Source organism: Duganella sp. Leaf126 (genome assembly GCF_001423125.1).
GTDB lineage: Bacteria > Pseudomonadota > Gammaproteobacteria > Burkholderiales > Burkholderiaceae_D > Rugamonas.
Genome location: NZ_LMNW01000034.1, coordinates 212,518 through 233,895 on the forward strand (window position 1 = coordinate 212,518; position 21,378 = coordinate 233,895).

A 21,378-nucleotide genomic window follows, 5' to 3' on the forward strand; every position below is an offset into this window, starting at 1 on the left:
GTTCGAGGGCGAACAATACCACGGATGGGCTCAGCCCGAGCTCAAGGCGCCAGCGCGTGACCGTCGCGGCCCTGTTGCTTGGCCCGGTACAGGGCAGCGTCGGCGCGTGCCACGAGCGCGGCCGGCGTCAGGTCGTCGCCGTCGAGCAGGGCGATGCCGATGCTGGTGGTCACCAGCCTGGCTGCGCCGGCCACCGTGAACGGCGCCCGGATCGCGGCGCCGATCTTCTCGGCCAGCCGCGCCGCTTCGTCGGGCTGGCCGACCTGTTCGAAAATGATGACGAATTCGTCGCCGGCGATGCGCGCCACGGTGTCGGCCGCACGCACGCTGGCCAGCAGGCGCGCGGCAACTTCGCGCAGCACCTCGTCGCCGGCCGCATGGCCGTCGCCATCGTTGATGGCCTTGAAGTGGTCGATGTCGAGATAGGCCAGCGCCAGCGGTTCGCGGTTGCGGCGCGCCCGGGTCACCGCGTGCTGCAGCACTTCCTCGAAGCGCAGGCGGTTGGCGATGCCGGTCAGCGGGTCCGTGCGCGCCAGCTCGGTCAGGCGCTTTTCGAACGCGACCCGCTCGGTCACGTCATGGAGAAAAGCGGTCGCATAGAAAGCGCCCACGTGGCGCACTGCCCCCAGCGACAACTCGACCGGCACCTCGTGGCCGTCGCGGTGCAGGGCGCTGATGCGCACGCGCGAATCGATCAGGCGGCCCATGTGCCCGGCGCCAAAGGCGCGCATGCCTGCCTGGTGGGCGCTGCGCATGGCGGGCGGCACGATCAGTTCGGCGATATCGCGGCCCAGCACCTCGTCGCGGCGCCAGCCGAAGGTGCGCTCGGCAGCCGCGTTCCAGTTGGTGATGGCGCCGTCGGCCGCGCAGCTGACGAACGCGTCGGGCGCCCGCTCGAGGATGCTGCTGATCAGCGATTCGCTGTCGCGGATCGCCTGTTGCGCTGCCTCGCGTTCGGCCATCAGTTCGTGGAAAGCGCGGCTCAGTTCACCGATCTCGTCGGGGCGGCCGCGTTGCAGCACGCTGATGTCGGCGCTGCCGCTGCGGATGTCGCCGATATGCCGGTGCAGCCGGTTGAGCGGACTGAGCATTCCGCGGATCGCCAGCCATGCCATGATGCCGGCCACTACCGCAAACGCGGCTGCCGCCAGCATGCCCTGGCCGCGCATGGCGATCATCGGTGCGAACGCTTCGGCCACCGGGTAGCGCGCACCGACGATCCAGTCGGCCGCCCGCAGCCGCTTGTAGCAGTAGATGCTCGCGACCCCGTCGCTGCCGCGCGCCTCGGTCCAGCCTTCGAAGCCGGCCAGCGCCTGCTGCGTGGCGCGGTTCGGCGTCGGGCGCCCGAGCAGGTTGGTGAGGATCAGGCTACGGTCCGGGTGCTGGACCACCACGCCGCCGGTGGTGAAGATAAACGAGTAACCGGTACGGCCGGAACGCTGGCCGGCCACCTGTTCCAGCAGGCTGGAGCCGACCAGGTCGAGGATGCCGCCGAGCAGCATGGTCGTACGGCCTTGCCCATCCTTGACCGGCTGTATCAGCACCACGGCCGCCGCACCGGTCAGCGCGCTCGGGTACGGGTTCGAGACCACGGTATTACCTTGATCCCATGCCTTGCGAAGAAAGGCCTGCACGGCTGCGCTGACCGGCAGGCTGGCGACGCCATCGCCCTGCGTGTGCAGCAGTTCGCCTTGCCGGTTGTAGAGGATCAGGTTGCGGAACTGCCGGCGCGCCAGCGGATGACGCTGGACGAAGGCGAGCATGCCGGCCGTGTCGGCGCCGGCCGGCGGCGGGACATCCTCGGCCAGGCTGGCCAGCAGCAGCTTTTTGGCGTCCAGCTGTGCATCGACCTGGGCGGCTGACGAGGTCAGCAGCGCAAACTGCTGCTTGCCGATGATCGCTTTCATGTCGCGCTCCGCCAGCACCAGCGCCACCCAGGTGACGGTCATGGTGGCCACCAGCACCAGGAGAACGACCACCAGGGTCATGCGCAAGCGGAAGCTGCGCGGGAGTCTGACAGATACGGCCATGGTGCGGTGCTTTGACGGCATTGTGATGGGAGCTCGGCACAGTATTGCACAGCGGACAGAGTTACACCAGCAAGTGATCGTGAACTGTGGCAATACTGTCGGCAGCCGTGCGACTTGCGCGCTCAGCATTCATTACGATAGACCATGCGAATGTTTTAAGGAGTACAACATGCCCAGAGGTGCCAACCCCAAGCGTGAGCGCGAATTCATGGAACTGCAGCAGAAGTTCAAGCAGGAAGGCCGCTATCCGGGCCGCGAGGAGGAAGTTGCTGCCCGCATCGTCAACGAGCAGCGCGCCGAGCGCGGCGAGACGCGGGAACCGCAGGGCGGTCGCACCGGCACCGGCTACCGGCGCCGCAACACCGTCAGGCGCGCCAAAGCGTCCTGATTGCAGGCCATCCCGCCCTCCCGCCAGCATCGCAGTTGCCCAGCAGCGCACGCGTAAAAGGGCCGGTTCGAGCACGGACCGGCCCTTTTTTGCTAGTATCCTGCCTCACAATATTTCCTGAAATACCAATGAACCTGATCCAGCGTTCGGCCGCTGCCGTCGTGCTTGCGGGCGGCCTGCTCGCTGCCGCCATGGCCGCAGCGAGCCAGTGCCCGACCTATTATGTCGATGGCCGCCCCCCTGAAATCCTCAACCCGAAAATGGAAGCTGGCACCACCGAGCTGTGCTACGGGGTGTTCGGCGTCATGCATTCCGGCGTGACGCGCACGCCGTTGTGGTCGGCCGAGCACCTGACCGCCGCCAATCTCGATGCCGCCCGCGAGCTGTCGCGCGAAAACGCTTTTCACGCCGAGCCGCGCCTGCCGGTTAATGCCCGCGCCGAACTGGCCGACTATGCGCGCAGCGGCTACGACCGCGGCCACATGGCGCCCAACGCCGACATGCCGGACCGCCAGACCCAGCGTGAAAGTTTTACGCTGGCCAATATGGTGCCCCAGGATAGCGAGATCAACCGCCACCTGTGGGCCGGCATCGAAGGCGTGGTGCGCGGCATGGCCAAGAAGGAGGGCGATTTATATGTGCTGACCGGTCCGGCATTCATCGGCGCCAGCCTGCAGAAGGTGGGCAAGGTGCTGGTGCCGACCCATTTGTACAAGCTGATCTACAGCCCGCGCCAGCACGCGGGCGGCGCCTATTTTGTCGAGAACAAGGCGGGCGCCAGCTATGAAATCCTGACCGTGGCGCAACTGGAAAGCCGGATCGGCATCGATCTGTTACCGTCGCTGTCGCCGCGCGAAAAACAGGTGATGCTGCGCCTGCCCAATGTCCGCCAACGCAAGGATCGGAGTAAGTGATGACGTTTATACCCTATGCCAACGAAGTCGACGTGCTGACCATCGGCGGCCTCACCATCGAGAACCGCCTCGACCGCATCACCGTCAGCGGCGACATCGACCTGACCGCCGACCGCGCCGGCCTCGACCACGCGCGCGCCCTGCAGCGCCTGCTGGCCGACGTGGTGAAACGGCTGGAAGCGCACACCGATCTGCCCGAACAGCTACCGGCGCCGGCCGTCCACAAGGTGGATAACCCGTTTGCCTGAGCCGGTTCAGGTGAGGGCGACGTTGCTCGGCAGGCTGATGCGGTTGCGTCCCATGTGCTTGGCGCGGTAGAGCGCCGAATCGGCTGTCGCCACCAGCTGGCTGGGATCGGTGTCCTGCGAGGGCAGCGCGGTGGCTGCGCCGATGCTGACCGTGACCACGTGCTGCATGCTGCCGAGGTTGGGCAAGTGCAGCTGTTCGACCCGGCAGCGGATCCGCTCGGCCACGATGGCTGCCCCCTTGAGCGACTGGTTGGGCAGGATCACGGCAAACTCCTCGCCGCCGTAACGCGCCACCAGGTCGTTGGTACGCATTTCCTTGGCCACGGCGGCAGCGATGCGTTGCAGGCATTCGTCGCCACCGAGGTGGCCGTAGGCGTCGTTGTACTGCTTGAAGTTGTCGACGTCGACCATCAGCAGCGACAGCGGCTGCTGCTGGCGCAGCGCGCGCTGCCATTCGGCATGCATGGTGTCGTCGAAGCAGCGGCGGTTGGCCAGGCCGGTGAGGCCGTCGCGCGTGGCCAGTTGCTCGAGCGCCACCTGGGCCCGTTTTTCATCGGTGACGTCGCGCAGGGTTTCCACCACCGCCAGCAGCACGCCGTCGGCGTCCAGGATGGGACTGGCGTCTGCTGCCAGGAAGCGCTGGCGTCCCAGGCGCGGCATTTCGCACCAGTTCTGCGAGCACAGTCCGGTATCGGCGTCCCCGGCCTGCGCCATCGGGTCCGTGCCGACGTCGGGCCGGCTGCGCGCCTCGATCACCAGGTCGGCCAGGGTCGGGCGCCGGTCCTGGTAAAACGCCTGCCAGTGCTGGTCGGTGCCCAGCACTTCCCAGGCATGGACGCCGGTCAGGCGTTCGCAGGCGGCGTTCCAGATGATCACCTTGCCGTCGATACCGATCACGAAGGTCGGGATCACCAGCGATTGCAGCATGTTGAGGGCAAAGCCATGCTGAGGCTTTGCCTGGGGAAATTCCATGATATGGGAAATCTTGTGCTTGCTGTTCATGACGGCCTTTGCTGGTAGGCGGATGGGAGACTCACTGCAGGGAATGAAGCGGGATCGACAGCGTCAGGGCGGTCCCCTGGCCCGGCGTGCTGGCCACGTCGAGGCGGCCGCCTGCCTCGGCCACGCGCTCGGCCATGCCGCGCAGCCCCATGCGGCCGGCGCCATGCGCTGCGCGGTGTGCCGGCGTGGCGCCGTGCTGTTGCGCTTGCTGCGACGGCTGCGGCGGGACCGGCAGGCCGACGCCGTTGTCGCGCACGGTGAGGTCGAGGCGGTCGGCAGCGCGGGCGATCGCCACCGAGACTTCGGTGGCCTGCGCGTGGCGGGCAATATTGCTGAGCGACTCCTGGAGGATCCGATACACCATCTTGTCGACGCCGGCATCGCGGCCGTCGAAGACTTCCGGGCGCGCCTCGAGCTGGCACGCGATGCCGTTCAGGCGCGAAAATTGCACCAGCTGGCCGTTCACTGCCACCTGCAGGCCGTCTTCCAGTGCCTCGGGCTGCAGGTCGCGCACCACGCAGCGCATCGCGCGCAAGGTGTGCTGGACATGGGCGTCGATCCGGTCCACTATTTCCACCAGCGACGGCTGGCTGGCACCGAGTGCGCGCACCTCCAGGCCCAGCGTCAGCAGGTGCTGGCCGAGGTCGTCGTGCAGATCGCGCGCGATGCGGCGCCGTTCGGCGTCGCGTAGCGATTGCTGGCTGGCGCTCAGATGACAGACCTGGCGCCGGGTGTCGGCCAGTGCCTGCTCGGCCTGTTCACGCGTGCTGCGCTCCCGTCCCAGCCGCGCCTGCATGCGGTGCAGCGCCGCGTGCTGGCGGCGCTGTCGCCAGTACAGCACTGCCGTGAGTCCGGCCAGCAAGCACATGCCGGTCAAGAACAGGTCGATATCATGGAGCAGCGCAGCAGTTTGCATCATCGGGCCTCCGTCGGAAATTTATTGCTGGCAAAAAACTGGACAAGTTCGACGAAAATACATTGCTTGCTTATTTGCATCTTTGTGCTATGTCAATGCATGCTGCAATGCACGAAAAAGCGGCAAGTGGGCTATAATCGAGGGTTGTCCAATCAGGAACCATCGTGACTTACAGCATCAAAGAGATTTTCTACACCCTGCAGGGCGAGGGTGCGCACGCGGGGCGTCCGGCCGTGTTTTGCCGCTTTTCCGGGTGTAACCTGTGGACCGGGCGCGAGAGCGACCGCGCCAGCGCCGTCTGCCAGTTCTGCGATACCGATTTCGTCGGCACCGACGGCGAAGGCGGGGGCAAGTTCAAGTCGCCCGGGGAGGTGGCGGCGGCCATCGACGCGCTGTGGCCAGCGAGCTATCCCGCCAGCAAATACGTGGTGTTCACCGGCGGCGAGCCGCTGCTGCAGCTGGACGCGCCGCTGATCGACGCCATGCACGCCAGGGGGTTCACGATTGCCATCGAAACCAACGGTACGCTGCCGGTTCCCGATGGCGTGGACTGGGTCTGCGTCAGCCCCAAGATGGGTTCGACGCTGGTGGTGACCAAGGGCAGCGAGCTGAAGGTCGTGATCCCGCAGACCAACCAGGACCTGGCCGCCTACGAACACCTCGATTTCACGCATTTTTACGTGCAGGCGATGGACGGACCGCTGGCGGCCTTCAATACCACGCTGGCGATCGAGACCTGCAAGCGCCATCCGAAATGGAAGCTGAGCTTGCAAACCCATAAACTTTTACAGATACCATAATGCTGACCATTACCCGCAAGCTCGAATTCGACGCCGGCCACCGCATTCCCGACCACAAGAGCCAGTGCCGCAACCTGCACGGCCATCGCTACACGCTGGAGATCACGCTGACCGGCGACATCATCACGGCCGAAGGCAATTCCGACAACGGCATGATCATGGATTTTTCCGACGTCAAGACCCTGGCCAAGCAGCACCTGGTCGATGTGTGGGACCACGCGTTCATCGTCTACGAGCAAGACACGGCGGTGCGCGAGTTCCTGGCCAGCCTGCCCGGCCACAAGACGGTGGTGATCGACCGTATCCCGACCGTCGAAAATCTGGCGCACGTGGCGTTCGGCATCCTCAAGGCCGCGTTCATCGACCGCTTCGGCACCGGCCTGCGCCTGCACAAGCTGGTGCTGCACGAAACGCCGAACTGCTGGGCCGAGATCACCGATGCCTGAAGCCGGGGCCGACGCGCACGAGCATTTCATGCGGCTGGCGCTGGAGCAGGCGCAGCATGCATGGGATCTGGGCGAGGTGCCGGTCGGCGCGGTCGTGGTCAAGGACGGCGTGGTGATCGCCACCGGCTACAACCAGCCGATCGGCAGGCACGATCCCACCGCCCACGCCGAGATCGCCGCCTTGCGCGCTGCCGCCGCCGTGCTGGGCAACTACCGGCTGCCAGGCTGCGCGCTGTACGTGACGCTCGAGCCTTGCGTGATGTGCGCGGGTGCCATGATGCATGCGCGTCTGGCCAGCATCGTCTATGGCGCGCCCGATCCCAAGACCGGCGCCTGCGGTTCGGTGGTCAACCTGTTCGCGCAGCAGCAGCTCAATCATCATGCGGTGGTCAGCGGCGGCGTGCTGGCAGACGCCTGCGCCGACCTGCTCAGGCGCTTCTTCGCCGCGCGCCGCGCACAAGCGGCGGCGGCCCGCCGTGCCGCATCCGCAGCGCCGCAGTAAGCCCGGCACGACCTTGCCGCTGCCGCGCCTGCGCGGTAAGATGGCAGCCACCGTTTTCCGCCGGCCGCGTCCCGTGCCGGCGGCCATCTCTGATCAGCCGAGGCATCTTGAAATCACAACCGACAGGTATCGCCCTGATTGCGCCGGGCGGCTTCGCGCCCGATGCCGCCGCGCTTGACGCCGGTATCGCCCGGCTCGCGCAGCAGGGTTTCGTCGTCCATAACTACTACCGGCACGACGCACGCCACCAGCGCTTCGGCGGCACCGACGCTGCCCGCCTGGCGCAACTGGATGCGGCTGCCGACGATCCCGACGTGCAAGTGGTGATGGCGCTGCGCGGCTCATACGGCATGACGCGGCTGCTGCCGCAGATCGATTACCGCAAGATGGCCGACAGCGGCAAGCTGTTCGTCGGTTACAGCGACTTCACGGCGTTCCAGATGGCCTTGATGCAGGCGACCGGCCGCATCAGCTTCGCCGGCCCCATGTTCTGCGCCGACTTCGTGCCCCTGGAGCCCGACGATTACACGATCGGCCAGTTCTTCGACTGCCTGCGCGGCCCGCAGCACACGGTGCTGGGGACGGTCGCCGATGGCGCTGCCGACAATCCGGTGCTGGACGTGACGGGACGGCTGTGGGGCGGGAACCTGGCGATGCTGGTCAGCCTGCTCGGCACGCCGTATTTCCCGGTCATCGACGACGGCATCCTGTTCCTGGAAGACGTGGGCGAGCACCCGTACCGGGTCGAGCGCATGCTGCTGCAACTGCTGTACGCCGGAGTGCTGGACCGGCAACGCGCGGTAGTGCTCGGCGAATTCACCGGGTACAGGCTGGGGGCATTCGAAAACGGCTACGACTTCGACGCGATGCTGGCCTACCTGCGCGCCACGCTGCCGCTGCCGCTGCTGACCGGCCTGCCGATAGGCCACGTGCGGCGCCACGCCACGCTGCCTTTCGGCGCGCCGGCCAGGCTGGACTCGACCGCGCGCGCATTCACGCTGACCGTCAGCGACTATCCCACCTTGTAATCAGCGCCGCCGCACGCTCAGGGCCTGGTCAAGACTAACCAGTCTGGAACCCCGCCCGGCCGGCCCGGTGACAAAGAAGCAAAAGGCGGGTGCTGTATAATGACGGCATTCCGCCTCACGGCACGATTTCAACAGGAAAATCTCATTACCGATGCTCTCCACCGCCAACATCACCATGCAGTTCGGGGCCAAGCCCCTGTTTGAAAACATCTCCGTCAAGTTCGGCGATGGCAACCGTTACGGCCTGATCGGCGCCAACGGCTGCGGCAAATCGACGTTCATGAAAATCCTCGGCGGCGACCTCGAACCGTCGGCCGGCAACGTCATGCTCGATACCAACGAGCGCCTGGGCAAGCTGCGCCAGGACCAGTTTGCCTTTGAAGACATGCGCGTGCTCGACGTGGTGATGATGGGCCACACCGAGATGTGGGCGGCGATGCAGGAGCGCGACGCCATCTATGCCAACCCGGAAGCGACCGACGATGACTACATGAAGGCCGCCGAGCTCGAAGGCAAGGTCTCCGAGTACGACGGCTACACGGCCGAATCGCGCGCCGGCGAACTGCTGCTCGGCGCCGGCGTGGCGATCGAGCTGCACCAGGGACCGATGAGCAACGTGTCGCCGGGCTGGAAGCTGCGCGTGCTGCTGGCGCAGGCGCTGTTCTCGAACCCGGACATCCTGCTGCTCGACGAACCGACCAATAACCTCGACATCAACACCATCCGCTGGCTGGAAGATGTGCTCAACGAGCGCAATTCCACCATGATCATCATTTCCCACGACCGCCACTTCCTGAACCAGGTGTGCACCCACGTGGCCGACATGGATTACGGCACGCTGAAGATCTACCCGGGCAATTACGACGAATACATGTTCGCCTCCACCCAGGCGCGCAACCAGCAGCTGGCCAACAACGCCAAGGCCAAAGAGAAGGTCGCCGAGCTGCAGGACTTCGTGCGCCGCTTCGCCGCCAACAAGTCGAAAGCGCGCCAGGCCACTTCGCGCGCCAAGCAGATCGAGAAGATCAAGGTCGACGACATCAAGCCATCGTCGCGCGCCTATCCGTTTGTGCGCTTCGACGGCGAGAAGAAGCTGCACCGCCTGGCCGTGGAAGTGGACAGCATTTCCAAGACCTACGACCGCAACCTGTTCAACAATTTCAGCATCATGGTCGAAGCCGGTGAGCGCATCGCCATCATCGGCGCCAACGGCGCCGGCAAGACCACCATGTTGCGCTGCATCGGCGGCGACGACATCGCCGGACTGCACGCCGACCACGGCACCGTCAAGTGGGCGGAAAACGCCAACGTCGGCTACATGCCGCAAGACCCCACCGAGGACTTCGCCAGCGACACCACGCTGACCGACTGGATGGGCAAGTGGACCCAGGAAGGCGACGACGACCAGGCCGTACGTTCGATCCTCGGCCGCCTGCTGTTCGGCGGCGACGAGGTGAAAAAATCGGTCAAGGTGCTGTCCGGTGGCGAAAAGGGCCGCATGATGTACGGCAAGCTGATGCTGGGCCGTCACAACGTGCTGCTGCTCGACGAACCGACCAACCACATGGACATGGAATCGATCGAGTCGCTCAACGTGGCGCTCGACAAGTACGCCGGGACCCTGATCTTCGTCTCGCACGACCGCGAATTCGTCTCGTCGCTGGCCAATCGCATCATCGAGATCAAGGAAAACGAAGTGGTCGACTTCCGCGGCAACTACGAAGAGTACCTGACCAGCCAGGGTATCGCCTGATCATGCAGACCGTGGAGATCAAGCCGGTCGAGTACGAACATCCGCAGGACGGCGCCAGCTGCGTTGCCCAGGCCTGGGCGCGCACGCCGGCCTCGCCGAGCGCCGCGCAGCGCACCGCGCTCAAGGCGCGCATCAAGCAGCTGCTGGCCGAGCGCGAAGCCGTGCTGGTCGCACACTACTATGTCGATGCCGACCTGCAGGACCTGGCCGAGGAGACCGGCGGCTGTGTGTCCGATTCGCTGGAAATGGCGCGCTTCGGCCGCGACCATGCGGCCAAGACCCTGATCGTGGCAGGCGTGCGCTTCATGGGCGAGACGGCCAAGATCCTGAGCCCGGAAAAACGCATCCTGATGCCGGACCTGGACGCGACCTGTTCGCTCGACCTGGGCTGCCCGGCCGACGAGTTCACCGCGTTCTGCGACCAGCACCCGGACCGCACGGTGGTGGTGTACGCCAACACCAGCGCAGCGGTCAAGGCGCGCGCGGACTGGATGGTCACGTCCTCGATCGGCCTCGATATCGTCAAGCACCTGCATGCGCAGGGCAAGAAGATCCTGTGGGCGCCGGACAAGCACCTGGGCAGCTACATCCAGAAGCAAACCGGCGCCGACATGCTGTTGTGGCAGGGCTCCTGCCTGGTTCACGACGAATTCAAGGGCGTGGAACTGGACCTGCTCAAGGCGCAGTATCCGCAGGCGAAAGTGCTGGTGCACCCGGAGTCCCCTGCCAACGTGGTGGCGCTGGCCGACGTGGTGGGGTCCACCACCCAGATCATCAACGCCGCCGTGGAACTGGACGCCGACACGTTCATCGTCGCGACCGATAATGGCATTCTGCACAAGATGCAGACAGCCGCACCGGGCAAGCGCTTCATCGTTGCGCCCACCGCCGGCAACAGCGCCACCTGCAAGAGCTGCGCGCACTGTCCCTGGATGGCGATGAACGGCCTGCAGAACCTGGCCGATCTGCTTGAAAACATGGACACCGCAGGCGCCGTCGCGACCCACGAAATCCACGTCGATGCCGACATCGGCAAGCAGGCCGTGGTGGCGATCAACCGCATGCTCGACTTTGCGGCAGCCAAAAAAGCCAAGGTGCAGCCGGGTCCCGACCTGGCGCAGGAAGCGCCACTGTTTTCAGGAATCGGACCAGCATGATGAGCACTCTGAACAATCCCCACGCGCCGTTCGACGACGCCCTGCGCACCGCCTTCGAGGCCAACCTGCTGGCCGCCCTGCTGGAAGACGTGGGCACGGGCGACCTGACCGGCCTGCTGGTACCGGACGGCGGCCGCGTGACGGCGCGCGTGATCGTGCGCGAAGACGCCGTGCTGTGCGGCGCACCGTGGTTTGAGGGCGTGATGAACTGCCTGCAGGCCGGCATCGAGGTGGACTGGCATTACGCCGAAGGCGACCGCATGACGGCCGACAGCGTGGTCTGCACGCTGACCGGCCCGGCGCGCGCGCTGCTGACCGCCGAACGCTCGGCACTGAACTTCCTGCAGCTGCTGTCGGCCGTGGCCACCGCCACCCGCAAGTACGTGGACGTGATCGCCGGCACCCGCGCAGCCATCCTCGACACCCGTAAAACCTTGCCTGGCCTGCGGCTGGCGCAAAAGTACGCGGTGCGGGTCGGCGGCGGCAAGAACCAGCGCCTGGCGCTGTACGACGGCATCCTGATCAAGGAAAACCATATCGCCGCAGCGGGCAGTGTGACCAGCGCAGTGGTGGCAGCCAAGCGTCTGGACGCCGGCGTGTCGATCCAGGTCGAAGTGGAAAACCTGGCGGAGCTGCGCGAAGCGCTCGACGCCGGCGCCATCTCCGTCCTGCTCGACAACTTCAGCACCGACATGATGCGCGAAGCGGTGGTCATCAACGCGGGCAGGGCGCTGCTCGAAGCGTCGGGCGGCATCAACTTCGATACCGTGCGCGCGATCGCCGAAACCGGGGTTGATCGCATTTCCATCGGCAGCCTGACCAAGGATATCCGGGCCACCGATTACTCGCTGCGTATCGTCGGCGTAGCCGCCTAGAGGCGGGTCGCTGAAAGCTGTTTGCGCATGCGCACCAGCCCGACCTGCACCGGTGGGGCGGCTGGTGCCGGTCCTGGCAGATTGATGGCGATGTCTTCCATTCTTTCAAAGCCGCAGGCCGCGTACAGCGGCACTCCCGGCAGCGTCGCTGCCAGTTCCAGCACCGTGAAGCCGCCGGCAGCGGCGGCGTCGGTGCACCACTCCAGCAGCAGCCTGCCGTAACCGCGGCGCGCTGCCGACGGCTCGACGAAGAAGGCACGGATCCGCGCCGGCTCGGTCGCCGGGTCGAGCAGGGGATCGGCCGCCTGCTTCATGCGGTCGGCGCCGAACAGCGTGGCGCGCCTGCTCCAGCCGCCGCAGGCCACCAGCGTTCCCGCCACTTCCACTACAAAATAAGTCCGGTCGGCGACCAGCTGCGTATCCACGCCGAAAACGTGCTCGGTGATCGCGCGCGCCTGGGCGGGCGTGTAAAAGCCATCGCTCAGGCCAAGACCCGAGCGGCGGATCAGCGCCTCCATCGCGGCAATGTCGGCAGGCAGGGCGGTGCGGACGGTGGGCGTGTGCATGGCTGCTGACCGGCGAGCGCCTAGCGCCGGTGGGGCGGCGTCAGGATGCTCGGCAGCGCCTTGGGCAGCGTTTCGGGATAGTCGCGGCTGAAATGCAGGCCGCGGCTCTCGCGCCGCTGCAGTGCGCTGTTGACGATCAGGCTCGCGACATCGACCAGGTTGCGCAGTTCCAGCAGGTCGTGCGTGATGCGGAAGTTGCGGTAGTACTCGTCGATTTCCTCCTTGAGCAGCGCAATGCGGTGCTGGGCGCGTTCGAGCCGTTTGGTGGTGCGCACGATGCCGACATAATTCCACATGAAGCGGCGCAGCTCGTCCCAGTTGTGGGCAATGACCACTTCCTCGTCGGCATCGGTGACGCGGCTTTCGTCCCAGTCCGGCAGGTAGGGAACTTCGCCTTTCTCTTTCGACGCGATGTCGCGTGCGCAGGCGCTGCCCACCACCACGCATTCGAGCAGCGAATTGCTGGCCAGGCGGTTGGCGCCGTGCAGGCCGGTGCAGGCGGTCTCGCCGACCGCGTACAGGCCGGGCAGATCGGTGCGCCCCTGCAGGTCGGTCACCACGCCGCCGCAGGTGTAGTGCGCAGCTGGCACGATCGGGATCGGTTCCCTGGTGATGTCGATGCCCAGTTCCAGGCAGCGTGCATAGATGGTCGGGAAGTGCTCGATCAGCCAGTCGGCCGGTTTGTGGCTGATATCGAGGTGGACGTAGTCGAGACCGCGCTTCTTGATCTCGAAGTCGATGGCGCGCGCGACCACGTCGCGCGGGGCCAGTTCGGCGCGGTCGTCGTGGGCCAGCATGAAGCGGGTGCCGGCTGCAGCGCCGGCTTCCGGCGGCAGCTTGAGCAGGCCGCCTTCGCCGCGGATCGCTTCGGTGATCAGGAACGACTTCGCATACGGGTGATACAAGCAGGTCGGGTGGAACTGGATGAATTCCATGTTCGAGATGCGGCATCCCGCGCGCCAGGCCATGGCGATGCCGTCGCCGCTGGCGGTATCGGGGTTGGTGGTGTACAGGTACACCTTGCCGGCGCCGCCGGTGGCCAGCACCGTGTGCTCGGCTGCAAACGTGTGCACCTGGGCGGTGCGCTCGTCCTGCACGTACAGGCCGTGGCATTTCGGCTGGGCGTGGCGCCGTGCGTCGGCATGGATCTTGTCGGACGTGATCAGGTCGATCGCGCAGTGGTGTTCGAACAGCGAAATATTCGCATGGGCGCGCACCTTTTGTTCGAGCGTTACCTGCACGGCGTGACCGGTGGCGTCGGCTGCGTGGATGATGCGGCGCTGGCTGTGGCCACCCTCGCGGGTCAGGTGGAAGCCCAGTTCGGCCGTGGCGTCACGGGTAAATGGCACGCCTTGCGCGATCAGCCACTCGATCGCCTCGCGGCCGTGTTCGACGATGAAGCGCGTGGCGCCCTCGTCGCACAGGCCGCCGCCGGCGACCAGGGTGTCGTCGATGTGCTGACTATGGCTGTCGCCGGAATCGAGCACGGCGGCGATGCCGCCTTGCGCCCAGTTGCTGGCGCCATCCTGGAGGGCGCGCTTGGAGATAATGGCGACGGTACGGGTTTCGGCGAGGTGCAGCGCGACCGAGAGGCCGGCCAGTCCGCTGCCGACGATTGCAACATCAAATTTCATGGTTCACATGGCTGGGTGCAGGAAGGAAGCATGACTATAGTCGATTTGCCACGGTTTGGTCACGGTTTGCTGCGATACCGGCGCTGGTGACGCAGGTTTTTGCGCTGCTTCGGGCAGCGTACGGCGCGCCTGCCGGCGGCATTGTCGAGGCGCAAAAGCCGGCGACGCCATCTTGCGATGATGGAAGCTTCCAAGATCTTCGCCTGCCGGGAGCCGATCGTGATCCGTATCTTCCATCACTATGTGTCGAAAATGGCCTTCCTGCTGCTGCTGACCGAAGTGCTGCTGCTGGTGACAGCTGCCCTGGCCAGTGCGCCCCTGCTGGTGCCGGGCCAGACGTTCATGCCCGATGCGCTGTACCTGCCGGCTGCCGCGTTTGCGCTGGTGCTGGTCTTTTCGATGGGCGCGCTGGGCATGTACCAGCGACAGCACGGGCGCGAGGACCTGCACAACACGCTGCGCCGTATCCTGCCGTCGTTCCTGCTCGGTTTTTGCCTGTTCAGCCTCCTGGCCATGCTGCTGCCCGCGCCGCAGTTCGGTCGCCTGGGCAGCACGGTGTTCGTGTTCGGGGGCGCCGCCGTGCTGCTGGCGCGGCTGGTAGTCTTCACGTCCGCCAGGTCGCGCATGCTGGAGCGGCGCCTGATGATCCTCGGCGACGGCGCCGCCGCGCGCGATTGTCTGGACCTGGCAGGGAGCGCCGGCTTGCATCGCTTCCGCGTGGTGGGCTGTGTGCCGGTGGACGGCGAGCAGCGGCAAGTGCCGCCTGCCATGCTGCTGGCGCCGGAACAGTCGCTGCTGGCCCTGGCCCGGCGCCACGGCGCCGATGAAATCATCGTCTCGGTATCTGACCGCCGCAACGGCGCGTTCCCGGTACGCCAGCTGCTCGAGTGCGCGGTGGGCGGGGTGCGCGTGACCGACGCCGCCACCTTTTTCGAACGCGAAGCGTGCCAGATCCGGCTCGATTCGCTGCAGCCCAGTTATCTGATTTTCGGCGGCGGTTTCGACCAGAGCCTGTGGCGCGCCGCTGTCAAGCGCAGCTTCGACCTCGCGGCCAGCGCCTGCATCGGCGTCGCCACCATGCCGCTGATGGTGCTCACGGCGCTGGCCATCCGCCTGGAGGATGGCGGCCCGGTGTTCTACCAGCAGGAGCGGGTGGGACGCGATAACCGCCTGTTCCAGGTGCTGAAATTCCGCAGCATGCGCATCGATGCAGAGGGCGACGGCACGCCTACCTGGGCCACCGAAGACGATCCGCGCATCACCCGCGTGGGCCGCTGCCTGCGCAAGCTGCGGATCGACGAGCTGCCGCAAATGCTCAACGTCTTCAGGGGCGACATGAGCTTTGTCGGCCCCCGGCCCGAGCGCAGTTATTTTGTCGAGCAGCTCGGGCGCGAGATCGGCTACTACAATGTGCGGCACGTGATCAAGCCCGGCATTACGGGACTGGCGCAGGTGCGTTATAGCTACGGCGCTTCGGTCGAGGACGCAATGCGCAAGGTGGCGGAAGCGGCCAAGATCATCGAAAACACTCAGCGCGACCTCAATATCGCGCTGATGAACGAACTGGCCATCATTTTCGACCGGCTCGGCATCGACACGCTGGAAGTGCTGCAGGCAGCCGGCACCAAGTGGAATTTCCTGCCGTTCCGGCCCGGCCTGGTCGGCGGCCACTGTATCGGTGTCGATCCCTATTACCTGACCCACAAGGCGGAAATGCTCGGTTACCATCCGCACGTGATCCTGGCCGGGCGCCGCATCAACGACGGCATGGCAAAATTTGTCGCAGAAAAAACCGTCAAGCAGATGGTGCAGGCGGGATTCAAGCTCAAGGGATGCCGCGTCAACGTGCTGGGCCTGACCTTCAAGGAAAACTGCCCGGACCTGCGCAACTCCAAGGTGGCCGACATGATCCACGAGCTCGAATCGTACGGGCTGCAGGTGCACGTGCACGACCCGGTTGCCGACGGGGACGAGGCGCTGCACGAGTATGGCGTCAAACTGTCGAGCTGGGACGAATTGCCGTGCGCCGAAGCACTGATCTCGGCCGTTGCCCACGACGAACTGGGCGCGCGGCCGCTGGCACAGGTGCGCGACAAGATCGCGCCGGGCGGCTGCTTCATCGATCTCAAGTCGCAATTCGACGAATCGGTGCTGCGCGCAAGCGGCCTGTCGGTGTGGAGGCTGTGATGAACGCTTACCAGAACGGCACGCCGGCCACCGGCGCCTACCAGCGCGTGCGCGAGCAGCTGGCCCAGCAGCAATATCGCTGGGTGGTAACAGGCGTTGCCGGGTTCATCGGCTCGAACCTGTTGCAGGCCTTGCTGGAACTGGGGCAGCGGGTGGTGGGGCTCGACAATTTTTTGACCGGCTACCGCCACAACCTGGAACAGGTGCGGGAACAGGTGGGGCCCGCCATCTGGCGCAATTTCGACCTGGTCGAGGGCGATATCCGCGACGCCGCCCTGTGCCGGCGCGTCTGCGAGCGGTCGGACTACGTGCTGCACCAGGCTGCGCTGGGCTCGGTCGCGCGCTCGCTTGACGATCCGCTGCTGACCAACGAGATCAATGTCGGCGGCTTTCTCAACGTGCTCGACGGCGCGCGGCTGGCCGGCACCCGCCGCGTGGTGTACGCCGCGTCGAGCGCGACCTATGGCGACCACCCGGCGCTGCCGAAGCAGGAGCAGCACATCGGCCGCGCGCTGTCGCCGTATGCGGTGAGCAAGCATGCCGACGAGCTGTACGCAGCGGTCTACTCCCGCAACTATGGGCAGCAATCGATCGGACTGCGCTACTTTAATGTGTTCGGACCGCGCCAGGACCCATGCGGTGCCTACGCCGCCGTGATCCCGCAATGGATAGCGGCCATGATCGGCGAACGGCCGGTGGTCATCAACGGCGACGGCGACAGCAGCCGCGACTTCTGCTACGTGGCCAACGTGGTCCAGGCCAACCTGCTGGCCGCAACGGGCGAGCTTCCCGCCGCCGCGGACCAGGTGTACAACGTGGCGCTGGGCGCCCGCACCAGCCTCAACGAGCTGTACCTGCTGTTACAGGAATTGCTGGTGGACCGCTATGCCCACCTGCGCGACCACCGTCCCGAGTACGCGGACTTCCGCGCCGGCGACGTGCGCCATTCCCAGGCCGACATCGCCAAGGCTACCCAGTTGCTCGGCTATGCGCCGACCCACGACTTGCGGCGCGGACTGCGCCAGGCGCTGCGCTGGTATATCGAGCAGCTCGACCACGGGCGGCGCCACTAGCTGGTCGCCGGGCCAGACCGCGGCATCCGCCAGCACAGCGTCGTACCTGGCCAGACGGCGGCATGGCAATCCAGCGGCTGCCGCAGCAAGTGAGTCGTCGTTGTTTCAGCGCGCAGCGGTCAGCAACGAGTTGTACCCGGCCGCAACGGCAGTAGCGCAATCAAGCCGGCGGCGCCGGCAGGGGATGGGCGTCGAGCCAGCCGGCGGCAGCGGTCAGCACCGCGTCGTACTCGGTCTCGACGGCGGTCAGCAGGGCAGGGATGGCGGCGGCGTCGCGGGCGAGGATGGCTTGTTCCAGCGCCAGCGCGGCCGTGACCAGGCGCTTGGCGCCGAGGTTGCCGATCGAGCCGCGCAGACCGTGGAAGATTTTGCCCGCTTCGGGCAGGCGACCTTCGGCCAGCGCGCTGCGGGCCAGATCGAGCGGCTCCCGGCCCGGTGCGCAGGCGTCGCGCACGATCTTGCTGACAATGGCCAGTGCCTTATCGTCGTTGCCCATGTACTTGAGCAGCGTGGTAACCGAGAAGACATCGTCGTCGGTGTGCGACCGGGGGGTATCGGACATGCGTCACTCCTGAGTTGAAGTGCAAATGATACCGCGCCGCGCCGCAACGTCCAGCGCTCCCGTGCAAAAATCCGGCCGGATGCGCCATCCGCACCGGTTTGATGCCGGGTCGCACCAAAGATGTGCCCGGCCCGGTGCCGCCGTGCGCGCTGCCACGCCAGCGGGCGGCGCGCCGGCACCGGCACCCCGGCTGGCCCGCACGGGACGGCGTCAGGCCGCCAGCGGCACCAGGAAATCGCGGCTGATCCGGTTGCCCAGTTGGTTGATGTCGGCCAAAAAGCGGGTCAGCGTGTCATGCAGGCCCGCTTCGAGGATGTCGTCGATCTTGCTGAACTGTAGCGCCGCGTGCAGGCGGCCTGCCAGCCGTTCGGTATCGGCCGAGACATCGTTACGCACTTCGCGCAGGTTGTGCACGACTTCGTCCATGCAGGCCAGCAGCGAGCGTGGCATGTCGCCGCGCAACATCAGCAGCTCGGCAATGCGTGCCGGCGTGATCACGTCGCGGTATACCTTGCGATAGATCTCGAAGCCGGACACCGAACGCAGCAGCGCACCCCAGTAATAAAAATCGCGCTGGCTCATGGTCTCGGCCCCGGCCGGCGCGGCTGTTCCGCTGTGGAACTTCACGTCCACGATGCGCGCCGTGTTGTCGGCGCGCTCCAGGAAGGTTCCCAGGCGAATGAAGTTGACGGCCTCGTCGCGGAGCATGGTGCCCAGCGTCACGCCGCGCGACAGGTGCGAGCGGTACTTGACCCATTCGAAGAACTTGCTGGGATCGTCGTCCAGCATATTGCCCTTGAGCAGCTTCTGCATGTCGAGCCAGGTCTGGTTCTGGATTTCCCACATTTCCGTGGTCAGCGTGCCCCGTACGGCGCGCGCGTTTTCACGCGCGCCGGTCAGGCAGGAAACGATCGAGGACGGGTTGGCCGGGTCGCGCACCATGAAGTCGATGACTTCGCGGGCGCCCGGGGTGCCGTGCTGCTGGTCGAACTGCGCCTGCAGTTCCGAGATGCCAAGGATGGCGCGCCAGACCTGCGCATTCTCGTCATCGGACTGCGGCAACATGCAGGTCTGGACATTCACGTCCAGCATGCGGGCGGTGTTCTCGGCGCGCTCGGTGTAGCGCGCCATCCAGAACAGGTGATCGGCGGTGCGGCTTAACATGGTGTCTCCTTAGCGTTCCAAAATCCAGGTATCCTTGGTGCCGCCGCCTTGCGACGAGTTCACCACCAGCGAACCTTCCTGCAGCGCCACGCGGGTCAGCCCGCCCGGCACCATCGAGATGGTCTTGCCCGACAGCACGAACGGGCGCAGGTCGATATGGCGAGGCGCGATACCGTTCTCGACATACGTGGGGCAGGCCGACAGGGCCAGCGTGGGCTGGGCGATATAGCCTTCCGGCCTGGCCAGCAGGCGCTGGCGGAAGTCCTCGATCTGCTGGGCAGTCGAGGCCGGCCCCACCAGCATGCCGTAGCCGCCGGCGCCGTGCACTTCCTTGACCACCAGGTCGGGCAGGTTGGCCAGCGTGTAGGCCAGGTCCTCCTTTTTTCTGCACTGGTACGTCGGGACGTTGTTGAGGATCGGTTCCTCCGACAGGTAAAACCTGATCATGTCGGGCACGAACGGGTAGATCGACTTGTCGTCCGCCACGCCGGTACCGATCGCGTTGGCCAGCGTGACGCGGCCGGCGCGGTATGCGGCCAGCAGGCCCGGTACGCCAAGCGACGAATCGGGGCGGAACGCCAGCGGATCGAGGAAGTCGTCGTCGAGGCGGCGATAAATCACATCGACGCGCTTGGGGCCGCGCGTGGTGCGCATGTAGACGATGTTGTCGCTGACAAACAAATCCTTGCCCTCGACCAGCTCCACGCCCATCTGCTGGGCCAGGAAGGCGTGCTCGAAATAGGCCGAGTTGTACATGCCGGGCGTCATCACCACCACGGTCGGATCGTTGATGCCCATCGGCGCCACCGAGCGCAGGTTGTCGAGCAACATGTCGGGATAGTGATCGACCGGGGCAATCTTGTTACGGGTGAATAGCTCCGGGAACAGCCGCATCATCATCTTGCGGTCTTCCAGCATGTACGACACGCCCGACGGCACGCGCAGATTATCTTCCAGCACGTAAAACTCGCCCTGGCCGGCACGCACGATATCGACGCCCGCGATATGGGCATAGATATCGGACGCCACATTGATGCCTTGCATTTCGGGCCGGTACTGGGCGTTCTGATACACCTGTTCCGCCGGGATCAGGCCGGCCTTGACGATATTCTGGTCATGGTAAATATCGTGGATGAACATATTGAGCGCTTTGACGCGCTGAACCAGCCCGGCTTCCATCCGCTTCCATTCGGCAGCGGTGATGATGCGGGGGATGGTGTCGAACGGTATCAGCCGTTCGGTGCCGGCGTCGTCGCCGTAGACGGCAAAGGTAATGCCCACCCGGCGAAAGGTGAGATCGGCCTCCGCCCGCTTGCGTTCGATGGTGTCGGGCGACTGGCGTTGCAGCCAGCCGCAGAATTCGCGGTAATGCTCCCGTACCTCGGCGCTGGCGTCATGCGCCAGCCCGTCGACGGTCATTTCATTAAAAAATTGTGCCATATCGAACTGTCCCCTGATGAGTGCGTACTAGTTATATCAAGAAACATGCCAGAGGGACTGCACGATTGTGGTGCGGTAAAAAGCAGCGGTCCCATTTCGAGGGCCCGAAAACAAAAAAGCACGCGGCAGGCGCGTGCTTTTTGACGAGAAATAAGACAGTTACAGGTTGCCCAGGCCCGTGCCGCGGCTGCTGGAATAGCCAGGGTCGCTCTGCAGGCTGCCGGTGCCGGCGCTCATCACGCTACCGCTGGCGGTGCGGGCGCCAGGTGCCGCCTGTTGCGTACCGTAGAAATCGTGCATCTGGGTCGAGAATTCGGCGCTGGCCATGTCGGGCCAGTTGTCCTTGTCGAAGCCCGGTGCATTTTTCAGGTGGTCTTTCGACACATTGAGCAGGAAACGCTTGTTGACGGTGTCGAGCTGCAGCGCTTCCCATGGCACGGCAAACAGCTTGTCGCCCATGCCCAGCCAGCCGCCGAACGACAGCACGGCGTAGGCCACTTTGCCCTGGCGCATGTCGAGCATGATTTCCTTGATGTCGCCCAGGTCTTCTTCCTGCATGTTGTAGACATCTTCGCCGATTAGGGTGTCGGCGCCCATCAGGCGTGGGCCGGGACCGGCTTCGGTATCGGCGTAGTCGGTGTTGTAGATGCCATAGGTGTCGCGGTCGAGGTAGCTCATGGTGGTCTCCTGTGG

At 65.5% G+C, this 21,378-nt stretch carries 21 protein-coding genes; 12 read left to right on the forward strand and 9 right to left on the reverse strand.

Features of this window, described 5'->3' with window-relative positions:
* Positions 1–41: 41 nt before the first annotated feature.
* Entirely contained in the window at positions 42–2,030 is a 1,989-nt protein-coding gene (locus ASF61_RS20070; protein WP_229205944.1) for a diguanylate cyclase domain-containing protein, read from the reverse strand.
* Between the two features lie 169 nt (positions 2,031–2,199).
* Here ASF61_RS20070 and ASF61_RS20075 point away from each other — a divergent pair, with 169 nt between their 5' ends.
* From ASF61_RS20075 to ASF61_RS20085, 3 genes are all read left to right on the forward strand, one after another.
* On the forward strand, positions 2,200–2,418 hold the full coding sequence (locus ASF61_RS20075; RefSeq protein WP_056160123.1) for a hypothetical protein: 219 nt from the start codon (positions 2,200–2,202) through the stop codon (positions 2,416–2,418).
* Positions 2,419–2,546: 128 nt separating this feature from the next.
* Positions 2,547–3,332, forward strand: a complete 786-nt coding sequence (locus ASF61_RS20080; protein ID WP_056160126.1) for a DNA/RNA non-specific endonuclease — start codon at positions 2,547–2,549, stop codon at positions 3,330–3,332.
* Positions 3,332–3,580, forward strand: coding sequence for a hypothetical protein (locus ASF61_RS20085; protein ID WP_056160129.1), 249 nt, complete (start codon positions 3,332–3,334; stop codon positions 3,578–3,580). Before ASF61_RS20080 ends, ASF61_RS20085 begins: the two co-directional genes overlap by 1 nt.
* A 6-nt stretch (positions 3,581–3,586) precedes the next feature.
* Here the strand turns inward: ASF61_RS20085 and ASF61_RS20090 are convergent, their stop codons facing one another.
* On the reverse strand, positions 3,587–4,582 hold the full coding sequence (locus ASF61_RS20090; RefSeq protein WP_082491841.1) for a sensor domain-containing diguanylate cyclase: 996 nt from the start codon (positions 4,580–4,582) through the stop codon (positions 3,587–3,589).
* A 31-nt stretch (positions 4,583–4,613) separates the two neighbouring features.
* The gene (locus ASF61_RS20095; RefSeq protein WP_229205945.1) at positions 4,614–5,501 is read right to left on the reverse strand and encodes a sensor histidine kinase; all 888 of its coding nucleotides are present in this window, start codon (positions 5,499–5,501) and stop codon (positions 4,614–4,616) included.
* Between the two features lie 161 nt (positions 5,502–5,662).
* Here ASF61_RS20095 and queE point away from each other — a divergent pair, with 161 nt between their 5' ends.
* The 7 genes from queE (at position 5,663) to nadC (ending at position 12,059) form a co-directional block, all read left to right on the forward strand.
* Complete coding sequence (queE, locus tag ASF61_RS20100; RefSeq protein WP_056160132.1) at positions 5,663–6,298, forward strand: 7-carboxy-7-deazaguanine synthase; 636 nt, start codon at positions 5,663–5,665, stop codon at positions 6,296–6,298.
* A complete protein-coding gene (queD, locus tag ASF61_RS20105) occupies positions 6,298–6,744 on the forward strand; it encodes a 6-carboxytetrahydropterin synthase QueD (protein ID WP_056160135.1) in 447 nt (148 codons plus the stop codon). The genes queE and queD overlap by 1 nt, the downstream gene beginning before the upstream one ends.
* Positions 6,737–7,246, forward strand: coding sequence for a tRNA adenosine(34) deaminase TadA (tadA, locus tag ASF61_RS20110; protein ID WP_056160138.1), 510 nt, complete (start codon positions 6,737–6,739; stop codon positions 7,244–7,246). The genes queD and tadA overlap by 8 nt, the downstream gene beginning before the upstream one ends.
* A gap of 107 nt (positions 7,247–7,353) precedes the next feature.
* Complete coding sequence (gene ldcA, locus ASF61_RS20115) at positions 7,354–8,274, forward strand: muramoyltetrapeptide carboxypeptidase (RefSeq protein ID WP_082491842.1); 921 nt, start codon at positions 7,354–7,356, stop codon at positions 8,272–8,274.
* Positions 8,275–8,425: 151 nt separating this feature from the next.
* A complete protein-coding gene (locus tag ASF61_RS20120; protein ID WP_056160142.1) occupies positions 8,426–10,027 on the forward strand; it encodes an ABC-F family ATPase in 1,602 nt (533 codons plus the stop codon).
* A 2-nt stretch (positions 10,028–10,029) separates the two neighbouring features.
* On the forward strand, positions 10,030–11,184 hold the full coding sequence (nadA, locus tag ASF61_RS20125) for a quinolinate synthase NadA (protein ID WP_056160145.1): 1,155 nt from the start codon (positions 10,030–10,032) through the stop codon (positions 11,182–11,184).
* Complete coding sequence (nadC, locus tag ASF61_RS20130) at positions 11,184–12,059, forward strand: carboxylating nicotinate-nucleotide diphosphorylase (protein WP_056160148.1); 876 nt, start codon at positions 11,184–11,186, stop codon at positions 12,057–12,059. Before nadA ends, nadC begins: the two co-directional genes overlap by 1 nt.
* Here the strand turns inward: nadC and ASF61_RS20135 are convergent.
* Complete coding sequence (locus ASF61_RS20135) at positions 12,056–12,625, reverse strand: GNAT family N-acetyltransferase (RefSeq protein WP_056160152.1); 570 nt, start codon at positions 12,623–12,625, stop codon at positions 12,056–12,058. The genes nadC and ASF61_RS20135 overlap by 4 nt on opposite strands.
* 20 nt (positions 12,626–12,645) lie before the next feature.
* A complete protein-coding gene (gene nadB, locus ASF61_RS20140; RefSeq protein ID WP_056160156.1) occupies positions 12,646–14,259 on the reverse strand; it encodes an L-aspartate oxidase in 1,614 nt (537 codons plus the stop codon).
* Between the two features lie 252 nt (positions 14,260–14,511).
* Between nadB and ASF61_RS24355 the strand changes: the two genes are divergently transcribed.
* A complete protein-coding gene (locus ASF61_RS24355; protein WP_056160308.1) occupies positions 14,512–16,446 on the forward strand; it encodes a TIGR03013 family XrtA/PEP-CTERM system glycosyltransferase in 1,935 nt (644 codons plus the stop codon).
* On the forward strand, positions 16,446–17,519 hold the full coding sequence (locus ASF61_RS20150) for an SDR family oxidoreductase (protein ID WP_056160161.1): 1,074 nt from the start codon (positions 16,446–16,448) through the stop codon (positions 17,517–17,519). Before ASF61_RS24355 ends, ASF61_RS20150 begins: the two co-directional genes overlap by 1 nt.
* A gap of 160 nt (positions 17,520–17,679) precedes the next feature.
* On the opposite strand, the gene ASF61_RS20155 is transcribed toward ASF61_RS20150, so the two are convergent.
* From ASF61_RS20155 to ASF61_RS20170, 4 genes are all read right to left on the reverse strand, one after another.
* The gene (locus ASF61_RS20155; RefSeq protein ID WP_056160165.1) at positions 17,680–18,081 is read right to left on the reverse strand and encodes an Hpt domain-containing protein; all 402 of its coding nucleotides are present in this window, start codon (positions 18,079–18,081) and stop codon (positions 17,680–17,682) included.
* Positions 18,082–18,291: 210 nt separating this feature from the next.
* Positions 18,292–19,245 carry an alpha-E domain-containing protein gene (locus ASF61_RS20160; protein WP_056160168.1) on the reverse strand — a complete coding sequence of 318 codons (954 nt, stop codon included), beginning with the start codon at positions 19,243–19,245 and terminating at the stop codon, positions 18,292–18,294.
* Positions 19,246–19,254: 9 nt separating this feature from the next.
* Positions 19,255–20,685 carry a circularly permuted type 2 ATP-grasp protein gene (locus ASF61_RS20165; protein WP_056160171.1) on the reverse strand — a complete coding sequence of 477 codons (1,431 nt, stop codon included), beginning with the start codon at positions 20,683–20,685 and terminating at the stop codon, positions 19,255–19,257.
* A 159-nt stretch (positions 20,686–20,844) separates the two neighbouring features.
* Positions 20,845–21,363 carry a PRC-barrel domain-containing protein gene (locus tag ASF61_RS20170; protein WP_056160174.1) on the reverse strand — a complete coding sequence of 173 codons (519 nt, stop codon included), beginning with the start codon at positions 21,361–21,363 and terminating at the stop codon, positions 20,845–20,847.
* Between the last annotated feature and the right edge of the window lie 15 nt (positions 21,364–21,378).

Excerpts from the sequence above, each read along its gene's own strand:
- ASF61_RS20070 (WP_229205944.1), bottom strand. The coding sequence starts at position 2,030 with ATGGCCGTATCTGTCAGACTCCCGCGCAGCTTCCGCTTGCGCATGACC.
- ASF61_RS20080 (WP_056160126.1), top strand. The coding sequence starts at position 2,547 with ATGAACCTGATCCAGCGTTCGGCCGCTGCCGTCGTGCTTGCGGGCGGC.
- ASF61_RS20160 (WP_056160168.1), bottom strand. The coding sequence starts at position 19,245 with ATGTTAAGCCGCACCGCCGATCACCTGTTCTGGATGGCGCGCTACACC.
- ASF61_RS20150 (WP_056160161.1), top strand. The coding sequence starts at position 16,446 with ATGAACGCTTACCAGAACGGCACGCCGGCCACCGGCGCCTACCAGCGC.
- ASF61_RS20085 (WP_056160129.1), top strand. The coding sequence starts at position 3,332 with ATGACGTTTATACCCTATGCCAACGAAGTCGACGTGCTGACCATCGGC.
- ASF61_RS20090 (WP_082491841.1), bottom strand. The coding sequence starts at position 4,582 with ATGAACAGCAAGCACAAGATTTCCCATATCATGGAATTTCCCCAGGCA.
- queD (WP_056160135.1), top strand. The coding sequence starts at position 6,298 with ATGCTGACCATTACCCGCAAGCTCGAATTCGACGCCGGCCACCGCATT.
- ASF61_RS24355 (WP_056160308.1), top strand. The coding sequence starts at position 14,512 with ATGGCCTTCCTGCTGCTGCTGACCGAAGTGCTGCTGCTGGTGACAGCT.
- tadA (WP_056160138.1), top strand. The coding sequence starts at position 6,737 with ATGCCTGAAGCCGGGGCCGACGCGCACGAGCATTTCATGCGGCTGGCG.
- ASF61_RS20075 (WP_056160123.1), top strand. The coding sequence starts at position 2,200 with ATGCCCAGAGGTGCCAACCCCAAGCGTGAGCGCGAATTCATGGAACTG.
- ASF61_RS20165 (WP_056160171.1), bottom strand. The coding sequence starts at position 20,685 with ATGGCACAATTTTTTAATGAAATGACCGTCGACGGGCTGGCGCATGAC.
- ASF61_RS20120 (WP_056160142.1), top strand. The coding sequence starts at position 8,426 with ATGCTCTCCACCGCCAACATCACCATGCAGTTCGGGGCCAAGCCCCTG.
- ASF61_RS20155 (WP_056160165.1), bottom strand. The coding sequence starts at position 18,081 with ATGTCCGATACCCCCCGGTCGCACACCGACGACGATGTCTTCTCGGTT.
- ASF61_RS20170 (WP_056160174.1), bottom strand. The coding sequence starts at position 21,363 with ATGAGCTACCTCGACCGCGACACCTATGGCATCTACAACACCGACTAC.
- nadB (WP_056160156.1), bottom strand. The coding sequence starts at position 14,259 with ATGAAATTTGATGTTGCAATCGTCGGCAGCGGACTGGCCGGCCTCTCG.
- ASF61_RS20095 (WP_229205945.1), bottom strand. The coding sequence starts at position 5,501 with ATGATGCAAACTGCTGCGCTGCTCCATGATATCGACCTGTTCTTGACC.
- ASF61_RS20135 (WP_056160152.1), bottom strand. The coding sequence starts at position 12,625 with ATGCACACGCCCACCGTCCGCACCGCCCTGCCTGCCGACATTGCCGCG.
- nadA (WP_056160145.1), top strand. The coding sequence starts at position 10,030 with ATGCAGACCGTGGAGATCAAGCCGGTCGAGTACGAACATCCGCAGGAC.
- nadC (WP_056160148.1), top strand. The coding sequence starts at position 11,184 with ATGAGCACTCTGAACAATCCCCACGCGCCGTTCGACGACGCCCTGCGC.